The sequence below is a fragment of the Cellulomonas sp. NS3 genome (assembly GCF_024757985.1).
Lineage (GTDB): Bacteria > Actinomycetota > Actinomycetes > Actinomycetales > Cellulomonadaceae > Cellulomonas_A.
In genome coordinates this window covers 4523166-4548288 of sequence record NZ_CP103289.1, presented here as the reverse complement: position 1 = coordinate 4548288, position 25123 = coordinate 4523166, and the positions used below count along the sequence as shown (strand labels likewise).

At 75.0% G+C, this 25123-nt stretch carries 25 protein-coding genes; 17 read left to right on the top strand and 8 right to left on the bottom strand.

All coding sequences use genetic code 11. From position 1 onward, the window contains the following. Positions 1-44 precede the first annotated feature (44 nt). The 5 genes from NXY84_RS20625 to NXY84_RS20605 all read left to right on the top strand — a co-directional run bounded on the left by NXY84_RS20625 (position 45) and on the right by NXY84_RS20605 (position 8873). Positions 45-3803, top strand: coding sequence for a nitrate reductase subunit alpha (locus NXY84_RS20625; RefSeq protein ID WP_258724896.1), 3759 nt, complete (start codon positions 45-47; stop codon positions 3801-3803). Positions 3804-3899: 96 nt separating this feature from the next. Beyond that, positions 3900-5819 carry a nitrate reductase subunit beta gene (gene narH, locus NXY84_RS20620; protein WP_258724895.1) on the top strand — a complete coding sequence of 640 codons (1920 nt, stop codon included), beginning with the start codon at positions 3900-3902 and terminating at the stop codon, positions 5817-5819. Beyond that, on the top strand, positions 5816-6493 hold the full coding sequence (narJ, locus tag NXY84_RS20615) for a nitrate reductase molybdenum cofactor assembly chaperone (protein WP_258724894.1): 678 nt from the start codon (positions 5816-5818) through the stop codon (positions 6491-6493). Before narH ends, narJ begins: the two co-directional genes overlap by 4 nt. Then, positions 6490-7248 (top strand): respiratory nitrate reductase subunit gamma, encoded by a 759-nt coding sequence (narI, locus tag NXY84_RS20610; protein WP_258724893.1) that lies wholly within the window; start codon positions 6490-6492, stop codon positions 7246-7248. Before narJ ends, narI begins: the two co-directional genes overlap by 4 nt. Positions 7249-7286: 38 nt before the next feature. Next, complete coding sequence (locus NXY84_RS20605) at positions 7287-8873, top strand: serine hydrolase domain-containing protein (protein ID WP_258724892.1); 1587 nt, start codon at positions 7287-7289, stop codon at positions 8871-8873. 19 nt (positions 8874-8892) lie between these two features. On the opposite strand, the gene NXY84_RS20600 is transcribed toward NXY84_RS20605, so the two are convergent. Then, positions 8893-9378 (bottom strand): hypothetical protein, encoded by a 486-nt coding sequence (locus NXY84_RS20600; protein WP_258724891.1) that lies wholly within the window; start codon positions 9376-9378, stop codon positions 8893-8895. Between the two features lie 153 nt (positions 9379-9531). Between NXY84_RS20600 and NXY84_RS20595 the strand changes: the two genes are divergently transcribed. Beyond that, positions 9532-9840 carry a hypothetical protein gene (locus NXY84_RS20595; protein WP_258724890.1) on the top strand — a complete coding sequence of 103 codons (309 nt, stop codon included), beginning with the start codon at positions 9532-9534 and terminating at the stop codon, positions 9838-9840. Further along, the gene (locus tag NXY84_RS20590; RefSeq protein ID WP_258724889.1) at positions 9837-10568 is read left to right on the top strand and encodes an AAA family ATPase; all 732 of its coding nucleotides are present in this window, start codon (positions 9837-9839) and stop codon (positions 10566-10568) included. Before NXY84_RS20595 ends, NXY84_RS20590 begins: the two co-directional genes overlap by 4 nt. 150 nt (positions 10569-10718) lie before the next feature. On the opposite strand, the gene NXY84_RS20585 is transcribed toward NXY84_RS20590, so the two are convergent. Then, positions 10719-11693, bottom strand: a complete 975-nt coding sequence (locus NXY84_RS20585) for a DUF4190 domain-containing protein (protein WP_258724888.1) — start codon at positions 11691-11693, stop codon at positions 10719-10721. A 198-nt stretch (positions 11694-11891) separates the two neighbouring features. Here NXY84_RS20585 and NXY84_RS20580 point away from each other — a divergent pair, with 198 nt between their 5' ends. The 5 genes from NXY84_RS20580 (at position 11892) to NXY84_RS20560 (ending at position 15336) form a co-directional block, all read left to right on the top strand. Beyond that, complete coding sequence (locus NXY84_RS20580; protein WP_258724887.1) at positions 11892-12311, top strand: hypothetical protein; 420 nt, start codon at positions 11892-11894, stop codon at positions 12309-12311. Then, a complete protein-coding gene (locus tag NXY84_RS20575; RefSeq protein ID WP_258724886.1) occupies positions 12308-12676 on the top strand; it encodes a transcriptional regulator in 369 nt (122 codons plus the stop codon). The genes NXY84_RS20580 and NXY84_RS20575 overlap by 4 nt, the downstream gene beginning before the upstream one ends. A 99-nt stretch (positions 12677-12775) precedes the next feature. Further along, a complete protein-coding gene (locus tag NXY84_RS20570; RefSeq protein ID WP_258724885.1) occupies positions 12776-13966 on the top strand; it encodes a sensor histidine kinase in 1191 nt (396 codons plus the stop codon). After that, a complete protein-coding gene (locus tag NXY84_RS20565) occupies positions 13963-14631 on the top strand; it encodes a response regulator (protein WP_258724884.1) in 669 nt (222 codons plus the stop codon). Before NXY84_RS20570 ends, NXY84_RS20565 begins: the two co-directional genes overlap by 4 nt. Positions 14632-14721: 90 nt before the next feature. After that, positions 14722-15336: a dihydrofolate reductase family protein gene (locus NXY84_RS20560; protein ID WP_258724883.1), complete on the top strand. Its 615-nt coding sequence runs from the start codon at positions 14722-14724 to the stop codon at positions 15334-15336. Between the two features lie 9 nt (positions 15337-15345). On the opposite strand, the gene NXY84_RS20555 is transcribed toward NXY84_RS20560, so the two are convergent. Further along, entirely contained in the window at positions 15346-16761 is a 1416-nt protein-coding gene (locus NXY84_RS20555) for a mannitol dehydrogenase family protein (RefSeq protein WP_258724882.1), read from the bottom strand. Next, positions 16758-18167: a glucuronate isomerase gene (gene uxaC / locus NXY84_RS20550; protein WP_258724881.1), complete on the bottom strand. Its 1410-nt coding sequence runs from the start codon at positions 18165-18167 to the stop codon at positions 16758-16760. Before uxaC ends, NXY84_RS20555 begins: the two co-directional genes overlap by 4 nt. 70 nt (positions 18168-18237) lie before the next feature. On the opposite strand from uxaC, the gene NXY84_RS20545 reads away from it, so the two are divergent. Beyond that, positions 18238-18435 (top strand): hypothetical protein, encoded by a 198-nt coding sequence (locus NXY84_RS20545; protein WP_258724880.1) that lies wholly within the window; start codon positions 18238-18240, stop codon positions 18433-18435. Positions 18436-18494: 59 nt separating this feature from the next. Here NXY84_RS20545 and NXY84_RS20540 read toward each other — a convergent pair whose 3' ends face one another. Continuing rightward, positions 18495-18950 (bottom strand): YdeI/OmpD-associated family protein, encoded by a 456-nt coding sequence (locus tag NXY84_RS20540; RefSeq protein WP_258724878.1) that lies wholly within the window; start codon positions 18948-18950, stop codon positions 18495-18497. 119 nt (positions 18951-19069) lie between these two features. On the opposite strand from NXY84_RS20540, the gene NXY84_RS20535 reads away from it, so the two are divergent. Then, positions 19070-20050 (top strand): metallophosphoesterase, encoded by a 981-nt coding sequence (locus NXY84_RS20535; protein ID WP_258724877.1) that lies wholly within the window; start codon positions 19070-19072, stop codon positions 20048-20050. Between the two features lie 106 nt (positions 20051-20156). On the opposite strand, the gene NXY84_RS20530 is transcribed toward NXY84_RS20535, so the two are convergent. Beyond that, a complete protein-coding gene (locus NXY84_RS20530; protein ID WP_258724876.1) occupies positions 20157-21044 on the bottom strand; it encodes a helix-turn-helix domain-containing protein in 888 nt (295 codons plus the stop codon). Positions 21045-21071: 27 nt separating this feature from the next. Between NXY84_RS20530 and NXY84_RS20525 the strand changes: the two genes are divergently transcribed. Beyond that, complete coding sequence (locus NXY84_RS20525) at positions 21072-21605, top strand: VOC family protein (RefSeq protein ID WP_258724875.1); 534 nt, start codon at positions 21072-21074, stop codon at positions 21603-21605. A 167-nt stretch (positions 21606-21772) separates the two neighbouring features. On the opposite strand, the gene NXY84_RS20520 is transcribed toward NXY84_RS20525, so the two are convergent. After that, the gene (locus NXY84_RS20520; protein WP_258724874.1) at positions 21773-22666 is read right to left on the bottom strand and encodes a hypothetical protein; all 894 of its coding nucleotides are present in this window, start codon (positions 22664-22666) and stop codon (positions 21773-21775) included. 353 nt (positions 22667-23019) lie between these two features. On the opposite strand from NXY84_RS20520, the gene NXY84_RS20515 reads away from it, so the two are divergent. Continuing rightward, positions 23020-23445 carry a hypothetical protein gene (locus tag NXY84_RS20515; RefSeq protein WP_258724873.1) on the top strand — a complete coding sequence of 142 codons (426 nt, stop codon included), beginning with the start codon at positions 23020-23022 and terminating at the stop codon, positions 23443-23445. A 45-nt stretch (positions 23446-23490) separates the two neighbouring features. Here NXY84_RS20515 and NXY84_RS20510 read toward each other — a convergent pair whose 3' ends face one another. Further along, entirely contained in the window at positions 23491-24255 is a 765-nt protein-coding gene (locus NXY84_RS20510) for a 2-phosphosulfolactate phosphatase (protein ID WP_258724872.1), read from the bottom strand. An 85-nt stretch (positions 24256-24340) separates the two neighbouring features. Between NXY84_RS20510 and NXY84_RS20505 the strand changes: the two genes are divergently transcribed. After that, positions 24341-24919, top strand: a complete 579-nt coding sequence (locus NXY84_RS20505) for a 1-acyl-sn-glycerol-3-phosphate acyltransferase (protein WP_258724871.1) — start codon at positions 24341-24343, stop codon at positions 24917-24919. The last annotated feature ends 204 nt before the right edge of the window (positions 24920-25123 follow it).

Genomic DNA, 25123 nt, shown 5'->3' with positions numbered 1-25123 from the left:
CCGCACGACCCGCTGGAACCGACCACCCGGAAGGACCGCGCACCGTGACCCTGCAGAACGACCCGCCCCGGCTCGACGGCGACGTGACGGAGGCCCTGCTGCGGACGCGGCGGTTCCTCACGAAGAGCTCCGTGTCGCAGGACCTGCGGACGCTGCACCAGATCGGCGGGCGCGACGCCGACACCTTCTACCGGGACCGCTGGAGCCACGACAAGGTCGTCCGCTCGACGCACGGGGTCAACTGCACGGGCTCGTGCTCGTGGAAGGTGTACGTCAAGGACGGCATCATCACGTGGGAGTCGCAGCAGACGGACTACCCGTCGGTGGGCCCGGACTCCCCGGAGTACGAGCCGCGGGGGTGCCCGCGCGGCGCGGCGTTCAGCTGGTACACGTACTCACCCACCCGGGTCCGGTACCCGTACGTGCGCGGCGTGCTGCTCGAGCTGTACCGCGAGGCGAAGGCGCGGCTCGGCGACCCGGTGCTCGCGTGGGCGGACGTCGTGAACGATCCCGTGAAGGCGAGGCGGTACAAGCGGGCGCGCGGCAAGGGCGGGCTGGTGCGCGCCACCTGGGACGAGGCGGTCGAGCTGGTCGCCGCGGCGCAGGTCCACACCATCAAGGAGCACGGTCCGGACCGCGTCGCGGGGTTCTCCCCGATCCCGGCGATGTCGATGGTGTCGCACGGCGCGGGCGCCCGGTACCACGCGCTGATCGGCGCCCCGATGCTGTCGTTCTACGACTGGTACGCGGACCTCCCGGTGGCGTCGCCCCAGGTGTTCGGCGACCAGACGGACGTCCCGGAGTCCGGCGACTGGTGGGACGCCGGCTACCTGGTCATGTGGGGCTCGAACCTCCCGGTGACCCGCACCCCGGACGCGCACTGGATGGCGGAGGCGCGCTACCGCGGGCAGAAGGTGATCGCGGTCTCGCCCGACTACGCGGACAACGTGAAGTTCGCCGACGAGTGGCTCGCGGTGCAGCCCGGCACGGACGGCGCGCTCGCCATGGCGATGGGGCACGTGACGCTGAAGGAGTTCTTCGTCGACCGGCAGGTCCCGTACTTCACGGACTACGTGCAGCGGTTCACCGACCTGCCGTTCCTCGTGCGGCTCGAGGAGCGCGACGGGCGCTGGGTCCCGGGCAAGTTCCTCACCGCCGAGGACCTGCCGGGGAAGGAGGCGCAGGGCGAGAACGCGGCGTTCAAGACGGTGCTGCTCGACGCGCGGACGGACAGGCCGGTGGTGCCCGGCGGGTCGCTGGGCCACCGGTACGGCGAGCAGGGCGTCGGGCGCTGGAACCTCGACCTCGGCGACGTCGAGCCGCTGCTCAGCGCGGGCGGCCCGGTGCTCGGCGACGTGGGGTCGGCGGAGTCGGTGGTCGTCGAGCTGCCGCGGTTCGACACGCTCGACGGGTCGGCGGCGGCCTCGCGGCGCGGCGTGCCCGTGCGACGGGTCGGCGAGCACGTCGTGACGACCGTGCTGGACCTGCTGCTCGCGCAGTACGGCGTCGGGCGGGACGGCCTGCCGGGGGAGTGGCCCACCGGGTACGACGACGCGTCGCAGCCCGGGACACCCGCGTGGCAGGAGCAGTTCACGGGCGTGCCCGCGGCCAAGGCCGAGCGGATCGGGCGGGAGTTCGCGGCCAACGCCGAGGAGTCCCGCGGCCGGTCGATGATCCTCATGGGCGCCGGGACCAACCACTGGTTCCACTCGGACACGATCTACCGCACGTTCCTCACCCTCACGACGCTCACGGGCTGCCAGGGCGTCAACGGCGGCGGCTGGGCGCACTACGTCGGGCAGGAGAAGGTCCGCCCGGTCACCGGCCAGCAGATGTACGCGACCGCGAACGACTGGGCCCGCCCGCCACGCACGATGATCCAGACCGCGTACTGGTACCTGCACACGGACCAGTTCCGCTACGACCCGTTCAGCGCCGACACGCTCTCGGCGGCGACGCCGGGCACGGGCGGCGCGTTCGCCGGGATGACGACGGCCGACGTCATCGCGAAGTCGGCGCGCATGGGCTGGATGCCGTCCTACCCGACGTTCGACCGCAACCCGCTCGACCTCGCGGCCGACGCCGAGGCCGCCGGGCTGCCGGTCGGGGAGTACGTGCCGCGCGAGCTCACCGAGGGCCGCCTGCGGTTCGCGGCGGAGGACCCCGACGCCCCCGAGAACTGGCCGCGCGTGCTGACGGTGTGGCGGGCCAACCTGCTCGGCTCGTCGGGCAAGGGCAACGAGTACTTCCTGCACCACCTGCTCGGGACCGACTCGAACCTGCGCGCCACGGAGGCGCCGCCCGGCTCCCGGCCCCGCGACGTCACGTGGCACGACGAGGCGCCCAGCGGCAAGCTCGACCTGCTGCTCTCGCTCGACTTCCGGATGACGAGCACGACCGTGTACTCCGACGTGGTGCTGCCCGCGGCGACCTGGTACGAGAAGCACGACCTCAACACCACGGACATGCACCCGTTCGTGAACTCGTTCAGCCCGGCGATCGCGCCGCCGTGGCAGACCCGCACGGACTTCGAGATCTTCCACACCCTGGCCCGCGAGCTGTCCCGGCAGTCGGTGAAGCACCTGGGCGTCCGGCAGGACGTCGTCGCCGTCCCGCTCACGCACGACACGCCGGACGCGATGGCGAACCCGCACGGCCGCGTGCAGGACTGGAAGGCCGGCGAGTGCGACGCGGTGCCGGGCCGCACGATGCCCAAGCTCGTCGTCGTGGAGCGGGACTACCCGGCCGTCGCCGCGAAGCTCGCGACCCTCGGGCCGGTCCCGGACACCGCGGGCCTGACGACCAAGGGCGTGACGTTCGACGTCGGCCCGGAGATCGAGTACCTGCGGCGCAAGAACGGCGTCGCGCGGATCGCCGCCGGGGCGCCGGGCGCGGTGGCCGACGGGCGTCCGCTGCTGTCGAGGGACGTGCACGCGTGCGAGGCGATCCTCGCGCTGTCCGGCACGACGAACGGCCGGCTCGCGGTGCAGGGCTTCCACACGCTCGAGAAGCGCACCGGGACGCGCATGGCCGACCTGGCCGCCGAGCACGAGGGCAAGCAGGTCACGTTCGCCGACACCCAGGCCGCCCCGACGACCGTCATCACGTCACCCGAGTGGTCCGGGACCGAGCACGGCGGGCGGCGGTACTCGCCCTTCACCGTCAACGTCGAGCGGCTCAAGCCCTGGCACACGCTCACCGGTCGCCAGCACTTCTACCTCGACCACGACTGGATCACCGAGCTCGGGGAGGGGCTGCCGGTGTTCCGGCCGCCGCTGAACATGCAGGCGCTCTTCAGCGAGGGAGCGGTGGGCGCGACGGGTCCGGCGGGGCCGAGGGGCGAGCTCGGCGTGACCGTCCGCTACCTGACCCCGCACAACAAGTGGTCGATCCACTCCGAGTACCAGGACAACCTCTTCATGCTGTCGCTCTCGCGCGGCGGCCCCGCGATCTGGATGAGCGACCGCGACGCGGCCAAGGTCGGCATCCGCGACAACGACTGGGTCGAGTCCGTGAACCGCAACGGCGTGGTGGTCGCGCGGGCGATCGTCTCGCACCGGATGCCCGAGGGGACGGTGTACATGTACCACGCGCAGGACCGGCTCATCGACGTGCCGAAGGCCGAGACGACCGGGAAGCGGGGCGGCATCCACAACTCCCTGACCCGGCTGCTCGTGAAGCCCAGCCACCTCATCGGCGGCTACGCGCAGCTCGCCTACGCGTTCAACTACCTCGGCCCGACCGGCAACCAGCGCGACGAGGTGACGGTCGTCCGCCGCCGCTCGCAGGACGTGGAGTACTGAGATGGCGTGCGGGACGAGCGCGGTGGGGAGCGTGACCCGAATGCTGGAACGGCGACGTACGGAGCGAGGAACGAGCGCAGTGCGGAGTGTGACCCGATGAAGGTCATGGCGCAGATGGCGATGGTCATGAACCTCGACAAGTGCATCGGCTGCCACACGTGCTCGGTCACGTGCAAGCAGGCGTGGACGAACCGGACGGGGACCGAGTACGTCTGGTTCAACAACGTCGAGACCCGCCCCGGCCAGGGCTACCCGCGGACCTACGAGGACCAGGCGAGGTGGGAGGGCGGCTGGACCCTCAACAAGAAGGGCCGCCTGCAGCTCAAGGCGGGCGGGAGGCTGAAGAACCTCCTGACGATCTTCGCGAGCCCGAAGCAGCCGTCGATCGACGAGTACTACGAGCCGTGGACGTACGACTACGAGAACCTGACGAACGCCCCGCTGCAGGACCACGTCCCGGTCGCCCGCCCCAGGTCGCTGCTGAGCGGCAAGGACATGCAGGTCGGGTGGAGCGCGAACTGGGACGACGACCTCGGCGGCGCCCCGGAGCTCACCGTCCACGACCCCGTGCTGAAGAAGGTCTCGGACAAGGTCAGGCTCGAGTTCGAGCAGACGTTCATGTTCTACCTCCCACGCATCTGCGAGCACTGCCTCAACCCGTCGTGCGCGGCGTCGTGCCCCTCGGGGGCGATCTACAAGCGCGCCGAGGACGGCATCGTGCTCGTCGACCAGGACGCGTGCCGCGGCTGGCGCAAGTGCGTCACGGGCTGCCCGTACAAGAAGGTCTACTTCAACCACAAGACCGGCAAGGCCGAGAAGTGCACGTTCTGCTTCCCGCGCATCGAGGTGGGGCTGCCGACAGTGTGCTCCGAGACGTGCGTCGGGCGGCTGCGGTACATCGGGCTCGTGCTCTACGACGCCGACCGGGTGCTCGCCGCGGCGTCGGTCACCGACGAGAAGGACCTGCTCGCCGCGCAGCGTGGGGTGTTCCTCGACCCGCACGACCCGGAGGTGCAGCGCGAGGCCGAGCGGGCCGGGATCCCGCACGACTGGGTCCAGGCGGCGCAGCGCTCGCCGATCTGGGCGCTGATCAGCACCTACGAGGTCGCCCTGCCGCTGCACCCCGAGTACCGGACGATGCCGATGGTCTGGTACATCCCGCCGCTGTCGCCGGTCGTCGACGTGGTGCAGGAGACCGGCGTCGACAGCGAGGACACCTCGAACCTGTTCGCGGCGATCGACACGCTCCGCATCCCGGTGGAGTACCTCGCGGAGCTGTTCACCGCGGGCGAGACGGCGCCGGTCACGTCGGTGCTCAAGCGGCTCGCGGCGATGCGCTCGTACATGCGCGACCTGAACATGGGCCGCCCCGGCAACCCGCGCATCCCGGAGTCCGTCGGGATGGACGAGGCGACGATGTACGAGATGTACCGCCTGCTCGCGCTCGCGAAGTACGACGAGCGGTACGTCGTCCCCGCGGCCCACGCCGAGCAGGCGCACGGCCTCGAGGAGCTCGCGACCGAGTGCAGCCTCGACTACGACGGCGGACCCGGGATGGGTGGGTCGGGACCGTTCGGCGAGGGCTCGGGCGACGCGTTCCGGAACGACCCGATCGCCGTCGAGAACTTCCACATGCTCCAGCAGCGCCAGACGACGGACACCGTCGCCGAGCCCGCATCGAGGAAGGCGCGCGTCAACCTCCTCAACTGGGACGGCAAGAGCGCACCCGCGGGGATGTTCCCGCCGAGGCCCGGGCCCGGCGGCGCGAACCTGCGCGAGCCCGAGGGCGACGACTCGGCGGCGCTGGTCCAGCCGCTGCCGGCCGGGGGAGCCGTGCCCGGGCCGACGGGCTCCGGGACCGAGCCGGCCGCACGGACCGACGACGGACCGGGCGGCGGCCGGGGTGGAGCCGGTGGTGACCCCCGTGGACCGGGCGGACCGAGTGGACCGGGCGTCGGCCCGGGCGGTCCGGACCAGCCCGGTGCCGGCCCGTCCGCGCCCGGGAGCCGGCCGTGAGGCGGCTCGCGCGCCGGGACGCCGCGCGGAAGGCGGCGACCCGCGAGACCGCGCTGGTCCACCGCATCGCCGCGCTCGTGCTCGACTACCCGGGCCCCGAGCTGCTCGCGATGCTGCCCGACCTGCGCACCGCCGCCGCGACGCTCGACGGGTACCTCCGCGCCCCGCTCGAGCAGGTCCTCGACCATCTCGACGCGCACAGCCCGGTCGCCCTCGCGGCCGAGTACGTCACGACGTTCGACCTGGCCCGGCGCCGCTCGCCCTACCTGACGTACTACGCGTACGGCGACACCCGGAAGCGCGGCGTCGCCCTCGTCGAGCTCAAGCAGGCCTACCGCGCGGCGGGCTTCGAGCTCGCGGGCGACGAGCTCCCCGACCACCTCGCGGTGATGCTCGAGTTCGCGTCGACCGGCGACGAGGCCGCGCAGGAGTCCGGCCTGCGGCTCCTGCTCGCCCACCGCGCCGGGCTCGAGCTGCTCCGGCTCGCGCTGCTCGACCTCGGCTCGCCGTACGCCGGCGCGCTCGTCGCCGTGTGCGCGACCCTGCCGCCGCTCGCCGGCGACGACCGCGAGGCCGTCGCCCGGCTCGCCGCCGAGGGGCCGCCCGGCGAGGAGGTCGGCCTCGAGCCGTTCGCGCCGCCGTCGTACCTGCCCGGGACAGGAGCCCGTCGATGACCACGACCGCCGACACCCTGCTGTGGGTCGTCATCCCCTACGTGTGCCTCGCGTTCTTCGTGCTCGGGCACGTCTGGCGGTACCGCTACGACAAGTTCGGCTGGACGACCCGCTCGTCGCAGCTCTACGAGCGCCGGCTGCTGCGCTGGGCCAGCCCGCTGTTCCACTTCGGGATCCTCGCGGTGTTCCTCGGGCACGTCATGGGCCTCGGCATCCCCAAGGCGTGGACCGAGGCGGTCGGCATGAGCGAGGAGCTCTACCACGTCCTCGCCGTGACGATCGGCGCGATCGCGGGGTTCAGCACCGTCGTCGGCCTCGTCCTGCTCATCTACCGTCGCCGCACCGTCGGCCCCGTGTTCCGGGCGACGACCCGCATGGACAAGGTCATGTACCTCGTCCTCGCGGTCGTGATCTTCCTCGGGATGTGGAACACGATCATCGGGTCGATCCTCAACCTCGGCGGCCACTACGACTACCGCGACGGCGTCTCCGTGTGGTTCCGCGGGATCTTCCGGTTCGACCTGCACCCGGAGCTCATGGCCGACGCCCCGCTCGGCTTCCAGCTGCACGGCATGGCCGCGATGCTGCTGTTCGCGCTGTGGCCGTTCACGCGGCTCGTGCACGTCTTCAGCGCCCCCGTCGGCTACCTCTGGCGCCCCTACGTCGTGTACCGCTCGCGCTCCGACCGCCTCGGCGCGCGTCCGGCCCGGCCCGGCTGGGAGAGTGTCGAGCGCGAGGAGCCGTCGCGGCGCTGACCCGTGCCGCGGGTGCCGAAACGTGATCCGATGCGCTCATGACGCCCACGCCCACGTCCGTCGGGACGAGCCCGCTCCCGCGCAGCACCCCCGAGGCCGTGGGCGTCGACCCAGCAGGCGTGCTCGCCTTCCTCGACGACGTGGACGCCCACGGCATCGAGCTGCACTCGGTGATGCTCGTGCGGCACGGGCGCGTCGCCGCCGAGGGCTGGTGGCACCCGTACGGGCCCGAGCGCGTGCACCTGCTGTACTCGCTCAGCAAGACGTTCACGTCGGCGGCGCTGGGGTTCGCCGTGGCGGAGGGGCTCGTCGACCTCGATGCGACGGTGCTCTCGTACTTCCCCGAGCTCGACGCGGAGGTCACCGACCCGCGCAGCCGGTCGGTGCTCGTGCGTCACGTCGCCGCGATGGCCAGCGGGCACGCGGAGGAGACGCACGACGACGCCTGGGAGCTCAGCCCCGACGACCTCGTCCGCGGGTTCCTGCTGATCCCGCCGCAGCACGAGCCCGGCACGCACTTCGCCTACAACCAGCCGTGCACCTACGCGCTCGCCGCGATCCTCCAGCGTCGCGCGGGCGTCACGCTGACCGAGTACCTGGGTCCGCGCCTGTTCGCCCCGCTGGGCATCACCGTCGGCGGCTGGCAGCAGGCGCCGCCCGGCCAGGACCTCGGCTTCAGCGGGCTGCACCTCACCACCGAGGCGGTCGCGCGGTTCGGCCGGCTGCTGCTCGACGACGGGATGCTCGACGGCCGCCGCGTGCTCCCCGCGGGCTGGGTCGACCTCGCCAGCCGGGTGCACGTCGCGACGGCGGCGTCAGGCGGCGAGACGCCCGCCGGGGCGTCCGGCGGCGACTGGGCGCAGGGCTACGGCTTCCAGCTCTGGCGCTCGCGACACGGCTACCGCGGCGACGGGGCGTTCGGGCAGTTCTGCGTCGTCCTGCCCGAGCACGACGCGGTCCTCGTGACGACGGCGGGCACCGAGGACATGCAGGGGATCCTCGACGCGGCGTGGGCCCACCTCCTGCCGGCGTTCGGGGAGGTGCCCGCCGGCGGCGCGGCGGGCCGCGACGGCAGCGCGGCCGAGGGCGGCAGCACGGCGGACGGCGGCAGGGCACGCTCGGCGGCGGCGCGGGCGCTCACGGACCGGCTGGCCGCGCTCACCCTCCCGCTGCCCGTGGGTGGGGCGCCGCTCACCGAGGTCGCGTTCCAGGCCGGCCGGGCGGGGCAGGGGCGCGCGGAGCGCCTCGAGCTGCGCCGCGTCGCTGCGCACTGGGAGGTGGAGGTCGACGTCGACGGGCAGACGTGGGTGGCGCAGGCGGGCGACGGGCGCTGGGCGGTGACCGAGCCGACCGACCGTCAGCACGCGCTCGCCGTCGCGGCCGCCGCGACGGGGACCGGTGCGGTGCACGTCGACGTCGTGCTGCTGGAGACGCCGCACCGGCTGACCCTCGTCGGCGACGGCGCGGGCACGCTGACCACGCGGTGGCACACGGAGCCGCTCGGGCCGGTGCCGCTGAGCATGCAGCGCCCGCTGCCCGGCGTCCCTGCCCCGGAGGAGCCGTCACCGGACGCCCGGGTCGCAGGGGACGCGCCGACCGGGGGAGAGGCGCCGACCGCGCGCTGAGCCCGCCGGGAACCGGGCGTCAGAAGGCGACGGCGCCGATCGTCGCGCGGACGCGGGCGGTCGCGTCGCGCAGGTCGACGTCCGTGATCGTGACGCCCTTGGCCTTCGCGTCGACCGCGCTCTGCACGCCCACGAGCACGACCGGCTCGCTCTCGCCGCGGCGCAGCTGCACGAGGCCGTCGGGCAGGCCGCGCTGCTTCAGGGCGTCGTTGATCGGGCCCACGAGCGGGTTGATGAACACGTGCGCGGGGAGCGAGCGCGCGTGCACCGTGACGCGCAGGCTCGCGACGCCCTCGGCGTAGCCGGTGAACGTCGCGCTCACGCTGACCGTGCCGAGCGCCATCGCGGCCCAGCGCAGCGCCGTCGGGGCGTCCGGGATCGCGTTGAGGTCGATGTCCGCGTGGATCGTCGAGCCCTCCGCGCGCACCGCCCGGACCATCGGGGGCAGCGGCTCGCGCGCGGCGGCCAGCGCCAGCACCTCGGTGACCGGGATCTCCACGTACATGCGTCCTCCAGCTCGTCGTCGACCGGAGCCACCGTAGCCTCCGGCCCGTCCCGCATCCGGGAGCGTGCGCGGCCACCGGTCCGGGGGTCCGCGGCGCTACGCTCCCGGGACCGTGCCGACCGCCGGCGCGGTCCGACCGAACCGGAGGACGGCATGCCGTCGAGAGTCACCGCAGCCGGGATGTTCTGGTGGGGGGTCGGCCTCCTCGTCGCCGGCGTGCTCGCCGGAGTCCTGCCGTACCAGCTGATGGACAGCGGCACGCTGTTCGGGACGGTCCTCTTCCAGTGGGTCTGGCAGCTGCTCTCGGTGCTGCAGTACGTCGGCGCCGCGCTCGTCGCCGTGTCGCTGGGTGTCCGCGCGCTCGAGGGCAGGCTCGCGCCGCCCGCCGTCGCACCCGACCAGGCGTTCGCCGAGCCCGGTCCGTACGGGCCCGGCGGAGGACACCCCAACCCGCAGCCGTGACGGGCGACCTGTTCGACGAGCGCCCGGTCCGCCGCGTGCAGCGCCACCCCGAGGCGCAGGTCGACGGCGACCGCTGGCCGTACACGGTGCCGGCCGTCGCCCAGCTCCTGCGCGAGGGGCTCGACCTGCCGCCGGGTGTGACGTTCCTGGTCGGGGAGAACGGCGCGGGCAAGTCCACGGTCGTCGAGGCCGTCGCCGCCGCCGCGGGGCTGAACGCCGAGGGCGGCAGCCCGAACGCCCGGCACTCCACGCGCGCGAGCGAGTCGCCGCTGCACTCCGCGCTGCAGGTCGTGCGCTCGGCCGGCGCCGCCCGGTGGGGCTACTTCCTGCGCGCCGAGACCATGCACGGCCTGTACACCTACCTCGAGGCGTCCGGGGACCCCGCGCCGCCGCTGCACGAGATGAGCCACGGCGAGTCGTTCCTGGAGGTGCTCGCCCGCAACTTCGCGAAGCCGGGGTTCTACGTGCTCGACGAGCCCGAGGCGGCGCTGTCGTTCACGTCGTGCCTCGCGCTCGTGGAGACGCTCGGCGACCTCCGTGCGGCGGGGGCGCAGGTGCTGTGCGCGACGCACTCGCCGCTGCTCACGGCCCTGCCCGGCGCGACGATCCTCGAGCTCGACGAGCACGGGTTCGCGCCCACCGCGTGGGAGGACCTCGCGGTCGTCGGGCACTGGCGCTCGTACCTCGACGACCCGCGGCGGTACCTCCGCCACCTCGGCGCCGGCTGAGGCACCCACGGGCGGGCCGGGGTCGCCGGCCTCGCGCCGACCACCGTCCTGGTCCGGGGGAGACCTGACCCGGACGCACGACGACCCGGCCCCCACGGGGACCGGGTCATCGGTGCTGCGTCGGTGCTGTGCTGCCGTGCGGTCAGCAGGTCACAGCGGGTACTCGTTGTACAGCGCGGTGACGGCGTCCGCCGGACCGGTGAAGGTCAGCGTCGCGGTGTCGTTCGTCGCGACGAGCGTGCTGACGCCGGCGACGTCGTAGAGCCAGTACTGCTGCACCTCGCTGAGCTCGCCGGAGTCGATGAGGCTCTCGGGCGCGAGCGCCGCGGTCTGCGCGTTCGCGTGCGCGATCGCCTCCTCGCCGGTCGTCCAGTTGGACACCACGGTCTCGACCGTCGACACGCCGTCGGTGTAGGACGCGGCGTACGCCTCGAGCGCGCCGGCGCCGGTGATCGTCGCCTCGTCCGTCAGGCCCGTCGTGGTAAACGCGCCGGCCGTGAGGGGGGCGATGTCCTTGAGCGGCGTCGCGCTGGTGGCGAGGTCGTCGGTGCCCGTGGTGGCCTCGGGCTCCTCGACGGCGGGCGTCTCGAGCTCCTCGAGCTGCTCGGTGAGCTCCTCGAGGCCGCCGGCCTCGTTGACGGAGTCGACGATCGCGTTGCTCGCGACGACGAGGCTGATGGCGATCACGATCCAGGCGATGAACGACAGGATGCCGAGCACGATGCCCGCGATCGACAGGCCGCGGCCCGACGTCCCGTTGGCCTTGGTCCGCTTGAGCCCGAGGATGCCGAGGATGACGGGGACGAAGCCGAGGCCGAGGATGCCGGTGACGAGCGCGGCGATCGACATCCCGTCGGTCCCGCGGGTCGCCGGGGCGGGCTGGCCGTACCCACCGGGCTGGCCGTAGCCGGCGGGCGGGTAGGCCGTCGTGTCCGCGGGCGCGTACGGCGCGTCGGCCGTGGCCGCGGGGGCGGCGGCGTCGGTCGTGGCCGCCGCGGTCCCCTCGGTGGTCGCCGGGGCCGCGGGGGTCTTCTCGAGGCTCAGCGTGCTGGGCGCGGTCGTGTCGGCGGAGGGGGTCCCCTGCGGCTCGTGCGCCGGCGTGGAGCCCTGCTGGTCGTGGGTCACGTGATCCCTGTCGTGTCGCGGTGCGGGTCGGCCCTGTGGGGGGCCGGGGCGGAAAGCCGCGCCCACCCTAGGGGTCCGCGCCGACAGGGACGTCCGGTTTGTCCCGTCCGTCCGTGCGCGGACCACGTTTCACCCGTAGGGACGAACCGATCCAGCAACCAGTTGCCATATCGGCAATTGCCTGCCAACATGGCACCCATGACCGACATGACCCCCGAGGCCGCCCGCCACGCCCTCGCCGACGCCGCCCGCACGTCCGACCGGCTCCGGGCCCGCGCCCGCTGGGCCTCGAGCAAGCTCGCCGTCCTCGGCCTCGGGCTCGGGGTCGTCACCGCGACCATCGGCCTCGCGGAGTCCAAGCTCCTCGGCGCGACGGTGTTCGCCGCCTGGGGCGTGCTCGTCGCCGCGACCGCGTGGTGGGAGCGGCGCCGCACGGCGCACCTCGCCGGCGCCCGCGAGCGCACGTCGCGGTACTGGGCGCTGAGCTTCGGGCTGTACGCGGTCGCGATCGCGTGCGGGGTGGCCCGGCCCGACGGCGACGCCGCGTTCTGGCTGCCCGCGGCGGCTGTCGTCGCGCTGCCGATGCTCGTGGGCGCCGTGCGGGAGCGCCGGGCATGAGCCCGGCCGAGCCGGCCGCCGCCGCCGCACCGTCGGCCGTCGAGCCCCCGGACGCCGCTCCGGGCCTCACCCACCCGCGCCGCGACCTCGACGACCTGCTGACCCACGCGGTCCGGTTCTCGGTCGTCGCGGCACTGGCCGGGGTCCTCAAGGCCGAGTTCGGCGCGGTGCGCGACAGCGTCGAGGTGACGACCCCGATGCTCTCCAAGCAGGTCGCGCTGCTCGAGAGGGCCGGCTACGTCGAGGTCGAGAAGGGGCGCGTCGGACGCCGTCCCTGCACCTGGCTCGCGCTGTCGCCCGACGGGGCCGCGGCGTACGCCCGGCACGTCGCGGCGCTGCGAGCCATCGCCGGTATCGACGGCTGACCTGCGCGGCCGCGCGGTCGACCGAGGTAGCAGGTCGGTGGGCCCGGTCTCGACCTGGGGCTGATACCCGCTCCGGCGCCCGCGACCTACGCTGCGAGCATGCCTCCGACGCCGCCCTTCGCGCCGCCGCCCCTGAGCGTGTGGGGGACGACCTGGCGTCTCGTCCTCGCCGTGCTCACCGGGTTCGTCTTCCTCGGGTTCGCGCTCGAGGAGCTCCCGACGGAGAGCGAGCGCCTCGTGCTGCTCGACCTCGGCGCCGGCGTCGTGTGCCTGGTCCTGATGCTGTTCCGGCGTCGCGCCCCGCTCGCGGTGGCGCTGCTCGCGACGCTGGTCGGCAGCGTCTCGGCGTTCAGCGCCGGTGCGGTCCTGGTCATCCTCGTCTCGCTCGCGACCCGCCGGCGCTGGCTGCGCGAGCTGCTGCCGGTCGCGGTCGTCTGGGTCGCCGCCGGGTACGTGTACGACCGCGTGTACGTGCCCGCGCAGCCCGTGCCGTGGTGGGCCTCGTTGCTCGTCGCGGGGTTCGTCTTCGTGCTGTGCGTCGCGATCGGCTTCTACATCGGCGGCCAGCGCGAGCTGCTCGCGACGCTCGAGGCCCGGGCGATGACGGCGGAGCGCGAGCAGGCGGCCCGCGTCGACCAGGCCCGCACCGCGGAGCGCGGTCGGATCGCGCGCGAGATGCACGACGTGCTCGCGCACCGGATCTCGCTGGTCGCGATGCACTCGGGCGGCCTCGTGTACCGCGACGACCTGACCCGCGAGCAGACGGTCGAGACGGCCGAGGTGATCCGCGACAACGCGCAGCTCGCGCTCGCCGAGCTGCGGGAGGTGCTCGGCGTCCTGCGCGACGGCGAGCCCGGCGCGCCGCCCGAGCGCCCCCAGCCCACGCTCGCGGCGCTGCCGGAGCTCATCGACGAGGCGCGCGCCGCCGGCAACCCCGTGACCTGCTCGCTGACCCTGTCGAGCCGCGGCGCGTCCGAGGGCGACCTCGGCGCGCTGCCCGAGAGCACGAGCCGCAGCGCCTACCGCATCCTCCAGGAGGCCCTCACGAACGCGCGCAAGCACGCCCCCGGGCTCCCGGTGCGGCTCGAGATCGGCGGCCGCCCCGGGGAGCGCCTCGTGCTGAGCGCCCGCAACCCCGTGCCGCTCGCGGCGCACGCCACCGGCGGTCCGCCGCCCGGGGTCGGGCTCGCGGGCCTCTCCGAGCGCGCGAAGCTCGCGGGCGGCGAGCTCACGACCGCGGTCGAGCGCGGGCAGTTCGCGGTGCAGGCCTGGCTGCCGTGGCCGGCATGAGCGCGGCGCTGCCGGTGGTTCGGCTGCTCGTGGTCGACGACGACGCCCTCGTGCGGGCCGGGCTCCGCCTCATCCTCGGCGGCGACCCCGGGCTGGTCATCGTCGGGGAGGCGGCCGACGGGCTCCAGGCGGTCGAGCTCGCGCGCACCGAGCGGCCCGACGTCGTGCTCATGGACATCCGGATGCCGCGGCTCGACGGGCTCGCCGCGACCGAGCGCCTGCTCGCCGCCGACCCCGACGCGCGCGTCGTCGTCCTCACGACGTTCGACACCGACGACATGGTGGTGAGCGCGCTGCGCCTCGGGGCCGTCGGGTTCCTGCTCAAGGACACCCCGCCCGAGGAGCTCGTCGGCGCGGTGCGCGCGGTCGCCGCCGGCCGGCCGATCCTCTCGCCGAGCGTCACCGCGCAGCTCATCGCGACGGTCCGGGCGGAGAGCCCGCCCGGCCGCAACCGCGAGGCCGCGGGCCGGCTCGAGGTGCTGAGCGAGCGCGAGCGCGAGGTGGCCGTGGGCATCGGCCGGGGGCTGTCGAACGCCGAGATCGCCGCCGAGCTCTACATGAGCGTCGCGACGGTGAAGTCCCACGTCGGGCGGCTGTTCGCGAAGCTGGGCGTCGAGAACCGGGTGCAGATCGCGATCTGCGTGCACGAGGCGGGCCTGGTCTGACGGCGGCGCGGGGGCCGAGCACGGGCGCGCAGGACGACGCGCGGCCGGTGCCCGCGATGAGATCGGGCCTCGGACCGGGTCTGCCCTCGTATGACACGCGTCGTCGGCGACATCTCGGTCTCCCTGGACGGCTTCGTCACCGGGCCTGACCCCGGGCCGGACAACGGCCTCGGCACGGGCGGCGAGGCCCTGCACACGTGGGCGTTCTCCGACGACCCCGTGGACCGCCGGGTGCTGCGCGAGGCCACGGGGCGGTCCGGTGCCGTCGTACTGGGGCGCCGGCTGTTCGACGTGGTCGACGGGCCGGGCGGCTGGGACGACGCGACGGGCTACGGCGCCGGCGAGGCCGCGACACCGGCGTTCGTCGTCGTGACGAGCTCCGAGCCGGAGGCCGTGCGGCTCGCCGACCTCGACTGGACGTTCGTGACCACGGGCCTGCCGGACGCCGTCCGGGTGGCGCGCGAGCGCGCGGAGGCCGCCTCGGCGGACCGCGGGACGGACCTCGACGTCGTCCTCATGGGCGGCGGCGCGACCGTCGCCTCGGCGCTCGGGGCCGGGCTGCTCGACGCGCTGACCCTGCACCTCGCGCCGGTGGTGCTCGGCGGCGGGACCCCGCTGTTCTCCGGCGGGGCGCCCCGCGCGCTCGTGCAGCGCCGGGTCGTCCCGACGTCGAACGCGGTGCACCTCACGTACGACGCGGGCTGACCGCGGCGGTCAGCGCGGGGCGCCCGCCCCGGACGTGAGCTCCTCGGCGGCCGCGAGGACCGCACCGCGCAGGCCGTCGTCGGCGGCGAGGTCGGGCCCGAGGAAGCCGAGCACCGCGTCGACCGACCCCGCGAGCGAGCCGTGGCCCAGGGCACGCACGTGGTCGGCGCGGGCGTCCTTGACCGGGGCCCCGAGCCCGCGCAGGTGGCAGGTCCACGCGGCGACGACCCGCGCCCCGCCGGTCGGCACCCGGCCCGCGGCGAGCTCGGTGCGCAGCGTCGGGACGATGCGCACCGGCAGCTTCTGCGACCCGTCGCCCGCGATCTGGGCCAGCACGTGCTTGATCCGGGGGTTCTCGAACCGCTCGACCAGCGCGCGCCGGTAGGACGCGACGTCCTCGGCGGGGAGCGTGAGGTGCCGCGCGGCCTCGTCCCACCAGTCCTCGACCCACTGCCGCAGCACCGGGTCGGCGACCGCGTCGGCGACCGTCACGTGGCCGCGTGCCGAGCCGGCGTACGCGAGCAACGAGTGCGAGCCGTTGAGCAGCCAGAGCTTGCGCTGCTCGAACGGGAGCACGTCGTCGACCATCGTCACGCCCGCCGCCTCCCACGCGGGGCGGCCGTTCGGGAACCGGCCGGCGACGACCCACTCGGAGAACGGCTCGGTCGGGACCGGGGACGCGTCCTCGACGCCGAGCGCCGCACGCACCGCGTCCCGGTGCTCGTCCGTGGTCGCGGGCGTGATCCGGTCGACCATCGTCGTGCCGAACGCGACGTTCTCCCGCGCCCACGCCGCGAGCGAGGGGTCGACGGCGTCGATGAGGTCGTCGACGACGCGCTGCAGCGCCGGACCGTTGTCGGGGAGGTTGTCGCACGGCAGGACGGCGACCGGCCCAGCGCCGGCGGCGCGGCGCGCGAGGTACCCGGCGACGACCCGGCCGGGCGTCGTCGCCACCGCGGCCCGGGGGTCGCTGCCGAGCGCCGAGATGTCGGCGCGCACGTCGTCCCGCGTGACGTCGAGCCCGCCGTCGTCGTCCCGCAGGTAGCCCGCCTCCGTGACCGTGAGCGTCACGACGGCGGTCTCGGGCGCCGCCCAGCAGCCGAGCCACGCCTCGTGGTCGGTCGCGGCGTGGACCGCCGAGACCGACGACACCACCTCGAACGCGTCGCCGTCCGCCGCGCGGGTGACCAGCGTGTAGAGGCCGTCCTGCGGTGCGAGCACCTCCGCCGCCGCCGCCGACCGGCCCGTGAAGGCGGCGATGCCCCACGCGCCGGCGTCGGGTGCGTGCTCGGTGTACCAGGCCTGGTGCGCGCGGAAGAAGTTGCCGAGGCCGAGGTGCACGATGCGGACGGGCGCGGCGGGGCGGCCGTGGCCCCCGGAGCGCGACAGGAGGGGGACGGTGCCGGTCGGGGTCGTGGTGCTCACAGCCGGAAGGCCTTCCTGGGGTTGGTCACGACGAGGTCGACCGCCGTGTCGAGCGCCTCGTCGAGCGTCAGCCGGTGGTCGGCGACGAGCCTGGCGAGGAAGGCGGAGTCCATCCGCCGGTTGACGTCGTGCCGTGCCGGGATCGACAGGAACGCGCGCGTGTCGTCGATGAACCCCGACGTCTTGGTGAACCCGGCCGACTCGGTGACCGCACCGCGGAACCGGCCCATGGCCTCCGGGGCGTCGATGAACCACCACGGCGCACCCACGTACACCGACGGGTAGAAGCCGGCGAGCGGCGCGAGCTCGCGCGAGTACACCGTCTCGTCGATCGTGAACAGCACGAGCTGGAAGCGGGGCGACGTCCCGAACGCGCTCAGCACGGGCTGCAGGGCGTCCGTGAACTCGACCGCGAGCGGGATGTCGGCGCCGACGTCCGCGCCGTACCGGTCGAACGTCGGGGCGTGGTGGTTGCGGTGCACCGCCGGGTGCAGCGTCATCACGAGCCCGTCCTCGGACGCCATGCGGGCCATCTGGAACATGAGGTCGCGGCGCAGGGTGTCGCCCTCCTCGCGCGTGACCTGCCCGGCGCGCGCGCGTCCGTACAGGCGCTCGGCCTCCGCGACGGGCAGCGGCTCCATGCGCGCGTCGCGGTGCGAGTGGTCGCTCGACGTCGCACCGTGCGCCGCGAAGAACGCGCGGCGCTCCTCCATCGCCCGGACCCAGCCGGCGTGCGTCCCGGTGTCGACGCCGGCGACCTCGCCGAGCCGGTCGACCAGGCCGTTCCACGCCGGGGTGGCGGGCTCGAGGTACTTGTCGGGGCGGAACGTCGGCGCGACCCGCCCGTGCCACGTGGGGTCCGCCGCAAGCTTCTGGTGGTGACGCAGGTCGTCGGCCGGGTCGTCGGTCGTGGCCAGCACCTCGATGCCGAACCGCTCGTACAGCGCGCGGGGGCGGAAGTCGGGCGTCGCGATCCTCTCGGCGATCGCGTCGTAGAGCGCGTCGGCCGTCTCCGCCGAGGGCGCGAGGTCGAGGCCGAACACGTCGACGAGCTCGGACTCGAACCAGAACTTCACCGGGGTCCCGCGGTAGGCGGCCCAGTGCGCGCACAGCAGGCGGAACGCCGCACGCGACCGCTCCGGGGTGAGCGTGCCCTGGCCGACACCCAGGTCGGCGAGCGAGACCCCGTGCGCGTGCAGCATCCGGGTCACGTAGTGGTCCGGGGTGATCAGGAGCGACGTCGGGTCGGCGAACGGCACGTCGTCGGCCAGCCACTGCGGCGGGACGTGGCCGTGCGGGGAGATGATCGGCAGCTCCCGCACGGCGTCGTAGAGCTCGCGCGCGACCGGACGGATTGCGGGGTCCGCCGGCAGGAGGCGGTCGGGGCCGAGGGTGAGCTGTGCCATGACCTCATCGTCAGGACGTCCGACGGGGACCGGCAATCGGTTGTCGGCTGTTGCCGCGGGGTCGTGCGCGGTGGGGTCGCCCCCGCGTGCGCACCCCGACCCTCGGGACCGCTCGGGAGGGCGCCACCTCGGGTGGCGCGACGGCGGGGCCGACGACCGCCCGGCCGTCAAGACGTGGGTCGTCGGGCTGGCACTGTTCGGCGTCATCGCCGCGCTGATCCTCGTCGTGACGCTCGCGTCGCCGGAGACGCTCACGACGCTCGGATAGCCGTCGCGCATGCGGGGTCGCCCGCATGCGGACGACCTGAGCCGAGGGACGGACCGAGCTCAGCCGCCCGCCGCCGGCTCGTCCGTCAGCGTCGCGACGACCTTCTCGACCCGGCGTGCGCGCGTCTCGGCGGCCTTGGCGCCCTCGACCGCGAGCACGTGCCGCTGGCGGTTGCTGAACGGCAGCGCGTCGAACCGCGCGCGGGCACCGGGCTGCGCGTCGAGCGCCGCGGCGAGGTCCTCGGGCACCGAGACCTCGCGCGGCGCGGTGTCGAGCTCGAGGACGACGTCGACCGCGTCGCCGGCCGCGACCCCCGCGGCGGCGCGGCGCTCCGCGCTGAGCGGGACGAGGAAGCGCCCGTCCACCGGGGCGACGCTCGTCCGGTACGTGAAGCCGTTCACGGTCACCACGACCTTGGGCCGCCGGCCGCCCCCGAGCGCGGCGACGACGTCGTCGGGGACGAGGATGCCCGCGGTGCTGCCCCCCGTGGCCAGGACCTCGGTGCGGAGCTCCACGACCCACCTCGCTCTCTCGGGGGACGACGCGCCGTCCGGCGCCTCACGACGCACGCTACGGAGCGGGGGACCGGGCGTCCAGGGTCCCGTGCGCGTCGCGCCACCCGGGAGAATCGAGCATGACCTCCACCGAGCGGCCCCTGCGCATCCTGCACCTGTCGGACACCCACCTCTCCGCCCCGGGCGTGCTGCACCACGGGGCGGTCGACACGCTCGAGGCCACCCGCCGGGTGCTGGCCGCGTGCGCGGTGCTCCCCGCGCCGGACGTGGTGGTGGTCTCGGGCGACGTGTCCGACGACGGCAGCCCCGAGTCGTACGCGGCGGCCCGGGACGTCGTCGGCGGCTGGGCGCACGCCCGCGGGGCGCGGGTCGTCCTCGCGGCGGGCAACCACGACCAGCGCGACCCGTTCCGTGCGGTGCTCGGGGACGGGCACCTCGGGGACGGTCGGGCGGGGGACGGGCGCGCCGGGGAGGCGTCGGCCGCGGGCGACGAGGCCGCGGCCCCGGGCGGGGCGACCGCCGAGGGAACGGCCGCGGAGGGATCGGCCGCCGGGGAGCGGATCGACGCCGTGTCGTGGGTCGGCGCGCACCGCCTGGTCACGCTCGACAGCTCGGTGCCCGGTGCGGGCTACGGGAGGCTGGACGCGGCGCAGCTCGACCGGTTGCGCGAGGAGCTGCGGACGCCGGCGCCGGGCGGCACGGTGCTTGTCGTCCACCACCCGCCGCTGCCCCCGGTCACGCGCCTGCACCACGTGCTCCGGCTGCGCGGGCTGGACGGGCTCGCCGCGGCGCTCGCGGGCAGCGACGTGCGCGTCGTGCTCTCCGGGCACTACCACCACGCGACGACCGGGATGTTCGCCGGGCGGCCGGTGGTCGTCGCGCCCGGGGTCGCGAACCGGACGGACACCCTCGTGGCGCCGGGTGCCGAGCGCGCGGTGCGGGGCTCGGGTGCGGCGCTCGTCGAGCTCGGCCCCGACGGGTCCCTGCACGCGACGTTTCACGTGGCGCCCGACCCGCAGGACGGCGCGGAGGTCTTCTTCTACGACGCGGGCGTCGTCGACCGGATCGCTGCGGCGGCAGGGCCGCCCTCGGGGGCCTGAACCTCGGACCGGTGGGGCGGGCCGTCGCCCGTGGGCGCAGCGCTGTCCGCGCTGCGCCGCCCTCGGGCCGCGGGGTGCGCGGACGACAGTCACCCCGCGGGCTGCGTCACCCTGCGGGCGGCGTCCCGGGGCGCAGGCTGCGCGCGTACCGGGCCGGGCTCACGCCCACCGCCGCGGTGAAGTCGCGCGTCAGGTGCGCCTGGTCGTACCACCCGAGCCGCACCGCGAGCGCGCCGAGGTCCGTGCCGGGGTCGGCCTGGAGGTCGGCGACGGCGTCCTGCAGGCGGCCGCGGCGGATCAGCCACGTGGCGCTCACGCCGACGTGCTCGCGCGCGAGGCGCTGGAGCGTGCGGACCGTGAGCCCGTGCGCGGCCGCGACCTGGTGGACGCGCGTGAGCGACCGGTCGCCCATGACGTGCGCGACGACCTCCCGGGCGGTCGCGCAGCGCGGGTCCGGCGCGGCGGGCAGGCGGGCGGCGAGGAACGCGTCGAGCACGGCGCACCGGTCCTCGTCGCGCGGGGTCACGAGGATCTCGTCGCGCAGCGCGTCCGCGTCCGGCCAGAGCTCGCGCGCGGGCACGACCCGGTCCGACAGCCGGTGCGCCGGGACGCCGGTGAGCGCCGTGAGGGCGCCGGGGCGGAGCTTCGCGCCGATCACCCGGCCGCTGCCGCGCAGCGTGATCTCGAAGCGGCGCGTCAGGACGCCGTGCACGAGGGCGGCGGGCATCGCGACGCCGTGCTGCGGGGAGTCGGCGTCCTCGACGGTGAGGTGCAGCGCCGGGTGGGAAAGCACGTCGGACGGCTGCGTGCGCTCGGTCGGCAGGTCCCACTCGACCGCCCAGTAGTGCTCGACGTGCTCGTCGACCCCCGGTGCCGCCGGGTAGCGGCCGAGGCGGAACACCGGGCCGACGAGCTCGGGGTGCAGGATGCCGCGGGCCGGGGGCACGCGTGCCTCAGCGACCTCGTCGGGTGTCGCCTCCGTCCAAGACGCCATGCCGCCACCGTAGGCAGGATCGGGGACATGACCGAGAGCGCCCAGACCACCGAGAGCACCACCTCCGCCGCGGGCACCGGGTCGACCGGGCAGCCCGCCGTCGCACCCGTCCCGCCCGGGTACACCTCGCTCACGCCGTTCCTCGTCGTCGACGGGGCCGAGCGGGCGATCGACTTCTACACGCGCGTGTTCGGCGCGACGCTGGTCTCGCGCAACGACAACGCGGACGGCACGGTCGCGCACGCCGAGCTCGACCTCGGGAACGGCCGGCTCCAGCTCAGCGACCCCAGCCCGGACGCCGGGCTCGTCGCGCCGCGGGGTGGCGACGGCCGTGACCACTCCTACGTCCTGTATTGCGCCGACGTCGACGCGGTGTGGAAGGCGGCCGTCGAGGCGGGCGCGACGCCGTTCGAGGAGCCGTCGACGTTCGTCACGGGCGACCGCTTCGGTGCGGTGCACGACCCCTTCGGCCACCGCTGGGCGATCCTCACGCGCGTCGAGGACGTCTCGCCCGAGGAGGCCGAGCGCCGCGTGAACGAGTGGCTCGCGTCGCAGGGCTGAGCCCCGAGCCGGCGCCCTGATCCCGCAGCCGGGAGCCCCGGACCCGGGCGCCGGGACGACGGCGGGGCGGGACCCGGGTCTCCCCGGATCCCGCCCCGCCGCAGTCGTACCCGGTCCGGGTCGGGTCCGCCGTGCGCACGCGACCCGGCGCCGCGCGGGTCAGGCCGTCAGGCCTTGCACTGACCCGTGCTGAGCCCCGAGACCGTGGCCCCGGCGAAGTCGACGGCACCCCAGTTGCTCGCGCACGAGAGGTTGCCGGCGACCGTGGCGCTCGCGAGCGTCACCGCGCCCAGGTTGTGCTCGACGACGAGCCACCCACCGACGTTCACGGCGTCGCGCTCGGCGTCCGCGAGCCCGGCGCGCGCGTGGTCGGCCGGCAGCGACGCCGTCGAGCACGCGTTGCCCGCGGCGGTCGTCGTCGCGCCCACGCGCCCGGTGCTGGTCAGGCCGCGCACCGCGACGTCGGTCGCGACGTCGGAGCCGCACAGCCACAGCTCGCCCGTGCCCTTCGACGTGAGGCCGCGCCCGAACGTCGACCAGGCGACCGACGCCTGCTGCGACGCGTTGAGGTTCGCCCAGCCGCCGACCGCCGAGAGCTCGACCGTCAGGTCCTTCGCCCGCACGTTGACCGCGCCGTCGACCACGGAGCCCGTGACCGTCGCCGTGTCCGCGTAGCCGCGGATGCTGTGCCACACGTGCGAGTCCTGCACGACGAGGCTCGCGGCGTTCGCGAGCACGCCGCCCTGCACCGTCGAGCCCGTGAGCGTCACCGCGCCCTTGGCGCCGAGGTCCCCGCCGACGGTGACGCCGGTGAGCGTGACCTGCCGGTCGCCGTAGACCGTGAGGCTGCCCGTGACGACCACGTCCGTGAGGTCGCACACCGCCCCGTCGACCCACGCGTCACCCTCGACGGTGACGCCGGTGACGGCCGTCGCTCCCTCGGTGCACAGCCCCTGGCCGTTGCCTGCCGCTCCTGCGGGTGCGGCCGCCATGCCGAGCAGCGCCGTCGCCCCTGCGAGCACCGCGCCGACCGCGCGACGTGCCCCCGTGTGTCCTGACATCTTCCCCTGCCTCCCTGCAGCACGAACCGGGAGTGCAAGTGCGCCGCCCCCGGCGTGGACAGGCTCACACGCCGGGGTCGGCGCCGAGGTGCGCCGGTGCGATGTCGCGAACCCGCCGGGCCGTCCGGGGACCGGCGGCCTGCCCGGTCCGCACGCGTCGGCGCAGGCCAGCGCGATCGCCGCCGAGCCCCCGTCGGATATGTCCGAGCCCGGAAATCACCCGCCCAGCGGTGACGCCGTTGGGCCGTCCGGGTGGTGCACACCGTCTCGGCGGGCGCCGGGTCTGTCCGGTATGCGAGGTTGGTCGGGTTCCACCGGCGCGCCTGTCGCGCCACCGACGCGAGAGGGCTCTCATGCACGCACGGACGATGCTGCTGAGCCTCGTGGTGCTCGTGGGCGGGGTCGGCGTCGCCCGTCCTGAGCTGGCGGAGCTGCCGCTGCGGGTCGCGGCCCCGGCGTACGACGCGGTCACGCAGGCGAGCGTCCGGAACCTCGCCACGGCGCTGCAGTCGTACTCGCTCGACACCGGCGGGGTCGACACCGTCACGGTCGAGGACCTCGCCGGCTGGGGCTGGGTCCCGCAGGACACCACCGCGGTGACGATCTGGGTCAGCGGCGACGAGTTCCGGGTGCTGGCGCAGGACGTCCGGCCCGGCGCCTCGGCCTACGAGTACACGAACGTCGGGACCGGCGGCGGGCCCGCGGACCTCGACGTCGCCGCGTCGCGGGTCGACGAGCCCGTCGCGGGCGTGACGATCCGGCCGCTGACCGCCGGCTGAGCCACCCGCGCACGGGCGCGGACGTCCGCGCGCGAGCCGACCGGGTCAGGCGACGTCGACGAACCGGCCGCCGACGAGCCCGGGGACGACGCGGCTCGCGTCGACCTCGGCCGCGACGCGCACGTCGCCGGCGTACCCGTCCGCGACGAGCTCGAGCCCGCTGGCGCACCCGGCGAGGGCGTCGGCCACGTCACCGTGCGGGACGAGCGCCGCGACCGACCGCGCCTCGGGCGACAGGGCCTCCCCGGGCAGCCCGCGCAGCACCGCCGCGGCACCCCACGCGTCCTCGACCGCCGGCCGCAGCGCGCCGCTCGGCCACCGCTCTCCCGCCGCGACCACCGCGACGGTCAGCCGCCCGGCGTCCGGGCGCTCCGCGACCCACCGGGCCACGGCCGCCGCGTTCCGCAGCGACGCCGCGAGCACCGTCGGCACCCCGAGCCGCTCCGCGAGGTGCCAGCAGATCGTCGACCCGTTCGGCGACGGCAGCACGAGCCGGCGCACCCCGGACGCCGCCCGGATGCTCACCGGGGACAGCGACAGGTCGCCCGGCCCCGCGGCGGACCGGGGACGCGCGAGCACCGCGCCGTGCCGTTCCGCGAACGCCGCCGCGGTGCCGTCGGCCCAGCGGTAGGGGAGCACCTCGGTGCCCGCGTCGAGCGCGACGCCCACCGCGGTCGTGAACGACAGCACGTCGACGACGACGGCGACGTCCGCTCCCGCCGCCACGGCGAGCGCGCCGTCGAGCCCCCAGTCGAACCGGACGCCGTGGCCCGTCTGCGCGTGCGGGGAGCCCCCGTCCAGCCTGGTCACGCGGCCCAGTCTGCCCGGCCCGGGGGAGGGGTGAACCGGGCGCCCGCGTTCGGCGGCAGCCGCACACGCCTCGTACCCTCGCCGCATGAGGATCCGTCGCGCCCTGGCCAGCACCTTCTGGGCGGTGAGCCGCTACCGGCTCCGCACCGAGCACGTCCCCGCCGACGGCGCCGGCATCCTCATCGGGGCACCGCACACCTCGAACTGGGACTTCCTGTTCATGCTCGCGATCTGCTGGTCGCAGGGGCTGCACATCCGCTACCTCGGCAAGCGGTCGCTGTTCGCGCCGCCGTTCGGTCCGCTCATGCGCGCCCTCGGTGGCATCCCGGTCGACCGGAGCAACCCCGCCGGGCTCGTCGACGACCTCGTGGCCCGCGTGCGCGCCGGCGAGCGGTTCTACCTCGTCATCACCCCCGAGGGCACGCGCAGCAAGGCCGAGTACTGGAAGTCGGGCTTCTACCGGATCGCGCGCGAGGCGGGCCTGCCCGTGACCCTCGGGTACGTCGACCGCCCGACCCGCACGTCCGGCCTGGGCCCGACGATGACCCTGACCGGGGACGTCCGCGCGGACATGGAGCAGGTCCGCGCGTTCTACGCCGACAAGTCCGGCGTCGTGCCGTCCCGCCGCACCGAGCCGCGCCTGCGCGAGGAGACCGCCGCGTAACGCGCCTCAGCCCGCCCGGATGTCCAGCACGACGTCGGAGTCCGAGCGCTCGAACGGCAGCAGGAACGCGCGCCGGGCCGCGCGGTGGCCCTGAACGACGGTGGCCCTGAACGACGGTGGCCCTGAACGACGGTGGCCCTGAACGACGGTGGCCCTAAACGATTGGCGCGCTGGGAGGCCTCGGCGCCCGCCGCTAGCGTCCGA